This window comes from Psychrobacillus sp. BL-248-WT-3 (assembly GCF_012843435.1).
Classification (GTDB): Bacteria; Bacillota; Bacilli; order Bacillales_A; family Planococcaceae; genus Psychrobacillus.
In genome coordinates this window covers 1-10,188 of record NZ_JABAFC010000063.1, presented here as the reverse complement: position 1 = coordinate 10,188, position 10,188 = coordinate 1, and the positions used below count along the sequence as shown (strand labels likewise).

11 protein-coding genes are annotated in these 10,188 nt (G+C 37.8%); 7 read left to right on the top strand and 4 right to left on the bottom strand.

The window, feature by feature from the left end; all coding sequences use genetic code 11:
- Nucleotides 1-249: 249 nt before the first annotated feature.
- Together HF876_RS18215 and HF876_RS18210 are read right to left on the bottom strand one after the other, a co-directional pair.
- Nucleotides 250-390 carry a hypothetical protein gene (locus tag HF876_RS18215; RefSeq protein WP_169361478.1) on the bottom strand — a complete coding sequence of 47 codons (141 nt, stop codon included), beginning with the start codon at nt 388-390 and terminating at the stop codon, nt 250-252.
- Between the two features lie 92 nt (nt 391-482).
- Complete coding sequence (locus HF876_RS18210) at nt 483-1,715, bottom strand: aminopeptidase (protein ID WP_169361477.1); 1,233 nt, start codon at nt 1,713-1,715, stop codon at nt 483-485.
- Nucleotides 1,716-1,905: 190 nt separating this feature from the next.
- Here HF876_RS18210 and motA point away from each other — a divergent pair, with 190 nt between their 5' ends.
- From motA to HF876_RS18185, 5 genes are all read left to right on the top strand, one after another.
- A complete protein-coding gene (gene motA / locus HF876_RS18205) occupies nt 1,906-2,709 on the top strand; it encodes a flagellar motor stator protein MotA (protein ID WP_169361476.1) in 804 nt (267 codons plus the stop codon).
- On the top strand, nt 2,693-3,457 hold the full coding sequence (gene motB, locus HF876_RS18200; RefSeq protein ID WP_169361475.1) for a flagellar motor protein MotB: 765 nt from the start codon (nt 2,693-2,695) through the stop codon (nt 3,455-3,457). The genes motA and motB overlap by 17 nt, the downstream gene beginning before the upstream one ends.
- A gap of 103 nt (nt 3,458-3,560) precedes the next feature.
- Entirely contained in the window at nt 3,561-4,661 is a 1,101-nt protein-coding gene (locus tag HF876_RS18195) for a carbohydrate kinase (protein ID WP_169361474.1), read from the top strand.
- Entirely contained in the window at nt 4,658-5,575 is a 918-nt protein-coding gene (locus HF876_RS18190) for a pseudouridine-5'-phosphate glycosidase (RefSeq protein ID WP_169361473.1), read from the top strand. Before HF876_RS18195 ends, HF876_RS18190 begins: the two co-directional genes overlap by 4 nt.
- Before the next feature lie 179 nt (nt 5,576-5,754).
- The gene (locus tag HF876_RS18185; protein ID WP_169361472.1) at nt 5,755-6,378 is read left to right on the top strand and encodes an FMN-binding negative transcriptional regulator; all 624 of its coding nucleotides are present in this window, start codon (nt 5,755-5,757) and stop codon (nt 6,376-6,378) included.
- A gap of 71 nt (nt 6,379-6,449) precedes the next feature.
- Here HF876_RS18185 and HF876_RS18180 read toward each other — a convergent pair whose 3' ends face one another.
- Nucleotides 6,450-6,671: a DUF1128 domain-containing protein gene (locus tag HF876_RS18180; protein WP_169361471.1), complete on the bottom strand. Its 222-nt coding sequence runs from the start codon at nt 6,669-6,671 to the stop codon at nt 6,450-6,452.
- Between the two features lie 68 nt (nt 6,672-6,739).
- Nucleotides 6,740-8,095, bottom strand: a complete 1,356-nt coding sequence (locus tag HF876_RS18175; protein WP_169361470.1) for an alanine/glycine:cation symporter family protein — start codon at nt 8,093-8,095, stop codon at nt 6,740-6,742.
- A 207-nt stretch (nt 8,096-8,302) separates the two neighbouring features.
- Here HF876_RS18175 and HF876_RS18170 point away from each other — a divergent pair, with 207 nt between their 5' ends.
- Both HF876_RS18170 and HF876_RS18165 read left to right on the top strand, forming a co-directional pair.
- Nucleotides 8,303-8,692, top strand: a complete 390-nt coding sequence (locus tag HF876_RS18170; protein ID WP_169361469.1) for a YtxH domain-containing protein — start codon at nt 8,303-8,305, stop codon at nt 8,690-8,692.
- A gap of 21 nt (nt 8,693-8,713) precedes the next feature.
- On the top strand, nt 8,714-9,679 hold the full coding sequence (locus HF876_RS18165) for a YihY/virulence factor BrkB family protein (RefSeq protein ID WP_240949830.1): 966 nt from the start codon (nt 8,714-8,716) through the stop codon (nt 9,677-9,679).
- The last annotated feature ends 509 nt before the right edge of the window (nt 9,680-10,188 follow it).

The following is a 10,188-nucleotide window of genomic DNA, read 5'->3' as shown; positions in this document are numbered from 1 at the left end:
TATTTTCGTAATTTTGCATAATGATCATCTCCTATAGGAAAGTTATGGTCATTTACACAAAATTTTATACGTTCTCACCTAAAGCATAGAAAAGAGGTACCTAAAGAGTAGAAATTGTCACCTAAATAGGAAAACCGCACGTAACGTAAAGAAGTGTCCCCCACCCACAACTAGAGGCTTGAATTAGTAGGCAGCTACAGGTATTTTGTATAAAAAAACAACCGCGACTGTTAAGTCGCGGTTGACATATTAAAACTTATTAGTTGGTTTCGGATCGACGATAATTGCATCTTGGTTGTTCATTGGTTTAGAGAAGTAAAACATGATTACCGCTCCAATGGCTAAAATACCGCCAGAGAACCCAAGAATTGTAGCTATGAATAAGCCCATTTTTAACACCTCACTATTCATATTAATATCATTATAACTTATTTACACTAAATTTGTAACACTAAAACATTAAATTTATGAATAGATTGTGATTAAAATGCCCAGTTTCCGTTTCTAAACACAGGTTCTTTAGTGCCATCCTCTTTAATTCCATCAATATTCATATTTTCAGAACCAATCATGAAGTCTACATGAGTGATACTTTCATTCAATCCGTTTTCTGCAAGCTCTTCACGACTCATTTTTTTACCGCCTTCGATACAGAACGCATATGCACTACCGATTGCTAAATGGTTCGAAGCATTTTCATCAAACAATGTATTATAGAATAACAGGTTAGAGTTAGAGATTGGTGAATCATGTGGTACAAGTGCAACTTCCCCAAGGTAATGGGAGCCTTCATCCGTATCAACTAATTGCTCTAGTACTTCTTGACCTTCTTTTGCCTCTACTTTTACAATGCGACCATTTTCAAAAGTGATAGTGAAATTATCAATAATATTTCCACCATAGCTTAAAGGCTTCGTGCTTGCTACATACCCGTCAACCCCTGTTTTTAAAGGAACTGTAAATACTTCTTCTGTAGGCATGTTAGCCATAAAATCTTCGCCTTTTTCGTTCGTGCTACTAGCTCCGCACCAGAGATGGCCGTTCGGAAGTTCAATTGTTAGGTCAGTGCCTGGAGCTGTGTAATGAAGTTTTTTATAATTTTTATCGTTTAAGTAGTCTACTTTTGTGTGCAACAAACGATCGTGCTCTTTCCAAGCAGATACTGGATCTTCCAGGTCAGCTCTTACTGCACTAAAGATAGATTCCCATAATGCTGGAACTTGCTCTTCCTGAGGAAGCTCTGGAAATACTTTTGCAGCCCATTTTTTAGAAGGTGCCGCAACTACAGACCAGCTAATTTTATCTGACTGAACATACTGGCGGTATTTGGACATAGCTTGACCTGCAGCTTTTTGGAAAGTTGAGATTTTACTAGAATCTATACCCTTCAGTAAATCGGGACTTTGACTTACGATACTCATAAAAGCAGCGCCTGATTCAGCAAGCTGCTCTCTTTCTTGAACTTTCCATGGTGGATAGAAGTCGAAAGAGTCTTTTGAGGCTAGCTCATAACGGATGCGTGTTAACTCATCATCAGAAAAATCTACGTAGACAGTCTTAGCTCCAGCTTCATAAGCTTTTTTAGTTACAAGTCGGACAAATTCTACTGTTTCTGTAGAGGCCGCAATATATAAATCTTGCCCTTTTTGTATATTTACTCCTACTTCAACAGCTAAAGCAGCATACTTTTCTAAATTGTTTTCAAAGGTTGACATATCCATACATCCTTTCTTTTCTTAAGATTATAGTATCAGTTTATAGAGGGATTTATCAATGACTCTCTGCCAATTAAGACAAAAAAGAGTTCAAATTAATTGAAATAAAATTTATAGTTAGAAACTAATATTAAAATCCTGATATATTAACCGAAATAAAGAACAGAAATAGAATGTGGGGGTTTATGAATTGGATAAGTCTACAGTAATTGGTCTCGTCTTAGGAATTGTTGCGTTAGGTGTAGGAATGGTTCTGAAGGGAGTAGGATTAGCTGCCCTGTTGAATCCAGCAGCTATTTTAATTATTATCGTTGGAACAATTGCGACTATCGTAATTGGTTTCCCGATGGATGAGCTAAAAAGAATACCTAAGCTTTTCGGAGTAATTTTTAAAGAACAGAAGTTAGTGCCAGATCATGAAGTTATTAAATTGTTTTCTAACTGGGCTGATTTAGCTCGTAGAGAAGGGTTACTTGCATTAGAGAGTAAAACAACCGATGTGGAAGATCCATTTTTGAAAAATGGACTTACTTTAGCTATCGATGGACAGAATGCAGATTATATTAGAGATGTGTTAACAGAAGAAATTAATGCCTTGGAAGAAAGACATTCCACTGGTGCTCAGATTTTCACGCAGGCAGGTACATATGCACCTACTCTTGGAGTGCTAGGTGCAGTAGTTGGTTTAGTAGCAGCGCTAGGTGATATGAATGATATAGAAAAATTAGGACATGCAATTTCCGCTGCATTCATCGCTACATTATTAGGGATATTCACAGGTTATGTGCTTTGGCATCCATTTGCCAACAAGTTAAAACGAAAGTCAAAGCAAGAGGTTAGACAAAAAACTATGATGTTAGAGGGAATCCTTTCTGTCTTAGAAGGAGATGCACCACGTGTGATAGAGCAGAAATTGGCTTCTTATCTATCTATGTCTGAACGTAAAAAAGTTTTAAATGAAAGCGGGGAGGCAGGCCTTGGCAAAGAAGCATAAGAAACATCAGCATGAAGAGGAAATGAGTGAATCTTGGCTTCTTCCTTACGCAGATATTTTAACTTTACTACTTGCACTGTTTATTGTGTTATTTGCTTCTAGTACTGTTGATCAAGAAAAGCTAAACCAAATGTCCGCGGTATTCAATCAAGTGTTTGATGGAGGTACCGGACTAATGGAACAGCCTTCGCCAATGGACGTACCTAGAAACAATAATAGCGGTGATTCCAATCAAAGCATGGCTTACATCGAGGATCAGCAAGCTTTATCTGAGATTCAAGACAGTGTTGATGAATACATAGCGGTTAATGCGCTAGAGAAACAATTTGCAACTGAGTTAACAAGCGAAGGTCTTTTAGTGACAATTAGAGATAGCATTTTATTTGACTTGGGACAGGCAGAGGTAAAACAAGAGTATCGACAAATTGCAGAAGATATATCGGATTTACTGGTGTTTGATCCGCCTCGGAATGTTGTGATTACAGGACACACGGATAATATTCCGATATCTAGTAGTATTTATGCCTCTAACTGGGAGTTAAGTGTTATGCGCTCGGTGAACTTTTTGAAAATATTAGTAAACAATAACACGATTGATCCTCTGTACTTCAGTGCAAAGGGCTACGGAGAATTCAAGCCGGTTGCTCCTAATGATACGGAGGAAGGCAGAGCAAAAAATAGACGTGTCGAAGTGCTGATACAGCCTCGAGTATTAGAGGATGGCAGCTTAAACGACCAACCCCAATAAAATGAAACTGACAATTATTTTAAATAGTTGTCAGTTTTTCTTTGACTTTTGAAAACAAAAGTTTATAATTAAAACAAATGTTTGAAGAGAGGAGGTTGTCCGAATGGAATCCAAGGAATTAAAAGTTCTGACCTATTTGCGTAACAATCCTTATGCATCACAACAAGAAATGGCAGATGCCTTAAAGATGTCCAGGCCAGCAGTTGCTAATATCATTTCTCAGCTCATTAAAAGTGGGAAAATTATTGGCAGAGCATACATTTTACCGGAGAACAAAGAGATTATTTGTATAGGCGGAGCTAATGTAGATAGAAAGTATATAGTAAAAGATCAATTACAAATGGGTACTTCTAATCCAACTACAAGCCTGCAAAGTATAGGCGGAGTTGCAAGAAATATTGCTGAAAACTTAGGAAGGCTTGGCAATACCGTCAGGCTACTTACAGTTGTCGGTAACGATATGGAATACGCTTCTATCGAAAAGGCATCTAGTCACTGGATGAACTTGTTTTCTGTAGAAAAGCTTGTTAACTACTCTACTGGAACGTACTCAGCCGTACTAGACCAACAGGGGGAAATGCTTTTTGCCCTGGCTAATATGGATATTTATGATCAGCTAACAGTGGACTACATGAAAAAACAAGAGGCTTATCTTACTAATGCGCAAATGCTCATAATAGATATGAACTGTCCAAAAGATGTAATGGAATACATTCACGCATTGGCGGTCGGCAATAAGATTCCTCTTGCAATTATCCCAGTGTCTTCACCGAAGATGAATCGAATGCCGGAGAATCTGGAAGGAATAGAGTGGCTTATAACAAATAAGGATGAAGCCGAGACATACTTTCAAACGCAGATTGTGGATGAGGAATCTTGGAAACGTACAGCCGAGGCATTTGTCCAAAAAGGCATACGCCATGTCATTATAACGAATGGCAGCAAGGGAGTAGTATGTGCTGGGAAAGAGATCGAGACATTGTTTATGCCTGCTATCCAAACTGAGCAGGTAGTAGACGTGACTGGTGCAGGAGATGCCTTTGTTTCTGGGGTTCTTCATGCTTCGTTGGATGGAGTAGAAGTAAAGCAGGCTGTGCTGACTGGGATGATTAACGCTACTAAAACACTCCAATCTGTAGACACAGTACGAACTGAACTAACAAAATTGAAGTTAACTAATGAACTGGAGGAATATTTAAAATGAAAAAATATCTAACGTACTCACAAGAGGTTGAACAAGGAATGGCACAAGGAAAAGCGATCGTAGCATTAGAATCTACTATCATTTCTCATGGAATGCCTTATCCACAAAACATTGAAATGGCAAGAAAAGTAGAACAAATTATCCGTGATAACGGAGCAGTTCCTGCAACAATTGCAATTATGGACGGGAAGATTAAAATTGGTTTATCCAATGAAGAATTAGAAACTTTAGCAACTAGCAGCAATGCTCGCAAAACTTCTAGAAGAGATTTACCATATGTAGTCGCTTCTAAGGAAATCGGTGCTACTACTGTGGCAACAACCATGATTTGTGCGGATCTTGCAGGAATTCAAATGTTTGTAACTGGTGGTATCGGCGGAGTGCATAGAGGTGCTGAGACAACAATGGACATTTCAGCTGACCTTGAAGAGTTAGCTTCTACAAATGTTGCAGTTGTTTGCGCAGGTGCTAAGTCAATTTTAGATATCGGATTAACGTTAGAATACTTAGAGACAAAAGGTGTACCGGTAGTAGGATTCCAAACGGAAGCTTTCCCAGCATTCTATACTTCCACTAGCCCTTTTAAATCAGACTTCCGTATGGATGAAGAAAAAGAAGTTGCTGAAATGCTAAACGTTAAATGGGAGCTAGGTCTAAATGGCGGAGCAATCATTGCTAATCCTATCCCAGCAGAATATTCATTGGACGAGGAATACATGAATAGAATCATTCAAACAGCATTGAAAGAAGCTGAAGATAATGGCATTAAAGGTAAGGATGTAACACCATTCCTTCTTGGTAAAGTAAAAGAGTTAACAGAAGGTAAGTCATTAGAATCTAACATAGAGCTTGTATACAATAATGCAAGAGTTGGAGCTAAAATTGCAGTAGAGTTAAATAAGCTATCTAAATAAGAATTGGTCCTTCCCTATAAAAGTAGGGGAGGATTTTTTTTACGTGCAATTGGTTTCCGCTATCGACCGCTTTCCATGGTATGAGCAATAGTTAGTTAGGGCTTAGGAAGGAATTTCTGTCTGTAGTACCGAAGTAAGTAACGGATAAAAACATCATTTGATTGGAAAGGTTGCTCATTATGTATATTCCGAAATATTATAAGGTGACAAATTGGGAAGAGATTAAGGAATTCATTCATACTAATTCATTCGGAGTTCTTATTACGACGAAAAAAGAAAAACCGATTGCAACTCACCTACCATTGCAGATCCATAATGAAGGGGAAGATTATTACGTGACAGGGCATATGGCGTATGGGAATCCTCAATGGAGAACATTTGAAACAGCTGAAGATGTATTGGTTATTTTCCAAGGACCTCACTCTTACATATCTTCTTCGTGGTATGAACATGAAAATGTCCCAACATGGAACTATCAGGCTGTCCATGTATATGGGAAGGCCGTAATATTGACCGAGGACGAGTTAAAACAAGACCTGACATTGTTGCTGCAAAAATATGAGAAACATCGAAAAAATCCTGTTTTATGGGAAAATCTTTCTCCACAATTGTTAGAGAAAGAACTGAAGGGTATTGTTGGATTTAAGATTAAGATACAGGAAATTCAGGCTGTTGATAAACTAAGTCAAAACCGTAACGAAGCGGATTACCAGAACATCATTCATAAACTGTATGAGGAAAAGACTACAAACTCTCATCAAGTCGCAAAAGCAATGGAAAGAAAACTCCAGAAGGATAATTAATAAATAAAAAAGAGAGGTAGCCTTTGTATAAACAGGTTACCTCTCTTTCATTATAAAGAATTATAAAGTGATTACTTTCTTAAACTACCAAGTTCTGCGACGATTGCTTGCATTTCACTTGGACTAAAAGAATCGCGTTTGTTGACCATTTCATATAAATATACAAGATCCTCATAGGCTGTAGCTTTAAAGTCCTCAGATTTCATGGCATCCACATTGACCATACGTAATTTTTCCTTGATTGTTTCAAGCATAAAGCTAATATTCTCAACGGAAGGTTGATTTAAATCCATTCTTTTGTACCTGCCTTTCATACATTAGAAATATCATTTCACGCATAGCCTAGAATGTCAAATACAAATTAAGCCTTGCTGGCAAGTTTTTCTTCCTTCAACTTCTTCTGAATACGTTTTGTCTCATACACGACAACACCCGATAGTCCAAGCAAACCTATTAAGTTAGGAATTGCCATTAATGCATTGGTAATATCAGAGAATGTCCAAATCAAATCTAGGGAAACGACTGACCCTATGAATACCATAGCAACGAATGCAATACGATAAACAATTAACAGCATAGGATTCTTAAATAAGTATTGGAAACATTTCTCTCCGTAATAAGCCCAGCCGAAAATCGTGGAGGAAGCAAAGAAAATTAAACCAACTGCAATGATGATTGGTCCCCAATCTCCAAGGAAATGACCGAAGGCTGCGGAGGTTAAATCTCCACCGCCGATACTAGTATCCTTATACATACCGGACATTACGATTGTAACACCTGTAATGGAACAGATAATAAAAGTATCTATAAATACCTGTGTCATGGAAACGAGTGCTTGACGTCCTGGTAAATCCGTTTTTGCGGCAGCAGCAGCAATTGGAGCGGAACCAAGGCCGGCTTCATTGGAGAATACACCACGAGCAACACCATAACGAATAGCCGCACCAATAGCACCACCAGCAGCTGCTTCTCCAGTAAATGCTGATTTGAAAATAATTCCGAACGCTTCAGGGACAGCGCTAATATTGGTAACCATGATGAAAAGTCCAGCTAGTATATAGAACAAAGCCATCACCGGTACAAAAACGGCTGTTACATTACCAATAGATTTAATACCACCCAAAATAACAAGAGCAGTGAAAATGGCCAGAACTAGACCGGTAATCCAAGTTTCTACTCCAAAAGTAGATTCTACTGCAGAAGATACAGAATTAGCTTGTGTTCCGTTTCCAATACCAAAAGCAGCTAATGCGCCAAAAATAGCGAATAATACAGCTAACCACTTTTGCTTTAAACCGTGTTCTATGTAGTACATTGGGCCACCTGCCATTTGGCCATTTGCATCCTTTATCCGATACTTAACTGCAAGGATTGCTTCACTATATTTAGTCGCCATTCCAAAAAATGCAGAAAACCACATCCAGAAAACTGCACCAGGACCTCCAAGTAATACGGCAGTTGCCACCCCGACAATATTACCGGTTCCGACTGTTGCTGCAAGCGCAGTCGTCAGTGCTTGAAATTGTGAGATATCCCCTTCAGCGGTTTTATCATGCTTTCTAGAAAAAGTAAGTCTTAAAGCTACCGGCAGTAATCGTATTTGTAGAAAGGCAACTCTAACCGTCAAAAATATTCCGGTTCCTACAATGAGAATCAGTAAAGGGATGCCCCATAAAACATCCGAAACACTTTTTAAAATTTCTAGTAACTTATCCAATTGATAACCTCCTTGGTTGTAATTCAGTCTAGGAAAAATGCTATAGCTTTCATATCCTTTCAATAAATTTGTCCTTTTAACAATATTCGTAAAATTCTCTTAAATAGTCAAGCTTATTTTTGTAAAATATTATTATTAATAGTTTGATTCAGAGAAGCCAGGGTATAATAAAATTAATATAAAACGATATATATGGAGGTAATTAGTATGAGTGAAAGTAAATTTGTAAAAGGTGTATTGTGTGGCGCAGTACTTGGCGGTGCATTAACTATGTTAGATCGTAAGACAAGAGATTCCGTAATGAACCGATCTAGAATGATTAGAAATGAAATTAAATATTACAACCGAAACAGAGACGAGTTAAAGAAAGTCCTTGATCAACAAGTAACTAAATGGCAATCGGTTTATAATCAATTCTCCTCAGATGCCAAATATATTTCACAAAAGGTGAACGAAGTAAAAGAAATTACTCCTCAAGTGAAGACACTTGTTTCCGAGACGAAGGATACATTCTCCCAATCCAAGGAAGAGTATAAATCCATAGTTGTTCCAGAGGAAGATGAGCCTAAAAGTATTTACGAGCCAAAATTACATTAAACAAGGAAGGGAGAGGAATAGATGGTTTCACACATGAATAGAGATGATAAGAACAATAAAAAAAGTTCCTCTCCAACTTGGTATACGAAGCTAAAGTTTTTAAATTTTAAAAAGAAGGAGAAAAAGAAAACGGAAAATCATGATTTAACTACATGGTCAGGCTACTTCAAGCATTTAATAACGCATATACAGAAAACGGATATTACAGGGCTTGCAGCTCAATTAGCTTACTTTTTCCTTCTGTCACTATTTCCTTTATTAATTTTCTTAGTTACATTATTGCCATATCTAAATCTAGATGAGGCACAAATCTTCCGCTTTTTAGAAAACTATGCACCGGGTGAAGTATATACATTAATTGAGGGAACGATTTCTGATGTCTTAGTAAGTCGGAACGGAGGCTTATTATCAATAGGGATTCTTGGTACCATTTGGTCTGCTTCTAATGGGATGAACGCAATCGTCAAATCTTTAAATAGATCTTATGATATAGAGGAAACGAGACCCTTTTTTATAGTAAGAGCATTATCAGTGGTATTTACCTTATTAATGATTTTACTTTTTGCTGTAGCACTAGTATTACCAGTTTTCGGAGAACAAATTGGTACAATTTTATTTTCTTATTTTGGTTTCCAAGATGATTTTATTAATTTGTGGAATAATATTAGATGGACGCTTAGCCCTATTATTATGTTTATCGTACTTGCTGCATTATATTGGATAGTACCAAACATAAAGTTAGGCCTAAAGAGCGTTTTCCCGGGTGCAGCATTTGCAACCTTGGGATGGATCATTGTATCTCTAGGATTCTCTTACTATGTAAGTAACTTTGGTAATTATTCTGCAACTTACGGAAGTATCGGGGGTATTATTATCCTCATGCTATGGCTCTACATTTCAGGAATCATCCTGTTGGTCGGTGGGCAGATAAATTCTGTTATGCAAGAACGAAAGTTACAGATGGATAATAAAAAACGACGTAGATAACACAAATAAACACCCATTGGTTGGAGACTATTTGACTCCCATCTATGGGTGTTTTTTGTTGAGGTAATAAAAGCAGAGATGGCGACCCGGCTTAAACTGAAGGGAGTGTCCTATTAAGTTTAGAAGGTTAGCGGAAAGTGTCCCATAAAGTGTAGAAGGTGGCCCATAAACTAACGAAAAATGTCCCATAAAAGGTGATAAGTCGCCCATAAAGACGATTTGCGCCCATAAGAGGAGCATAAGTGTCCCATAAAGTGTAGAAGGTGGCCCATAAACTAGCGGGAAGTGTCCTATAAAAATGAGAAATTCGCCCATAAAGAGGGTTGCGCCCATAAGAAGGGCCTAAGTGTCCCATAAAGCGTAGAAGGTGGCCCATAAACTAGCGGGAAGTGTCCCATAAAAATGAGAAATTCGCCCATAAAGAGGGTTGCGCAGTCAAGTCCATAGTATTGTGTAAAATTGTATACAATGTTTTCAAACCTACTTGAGAAGTGTAAAAACCCCACTTC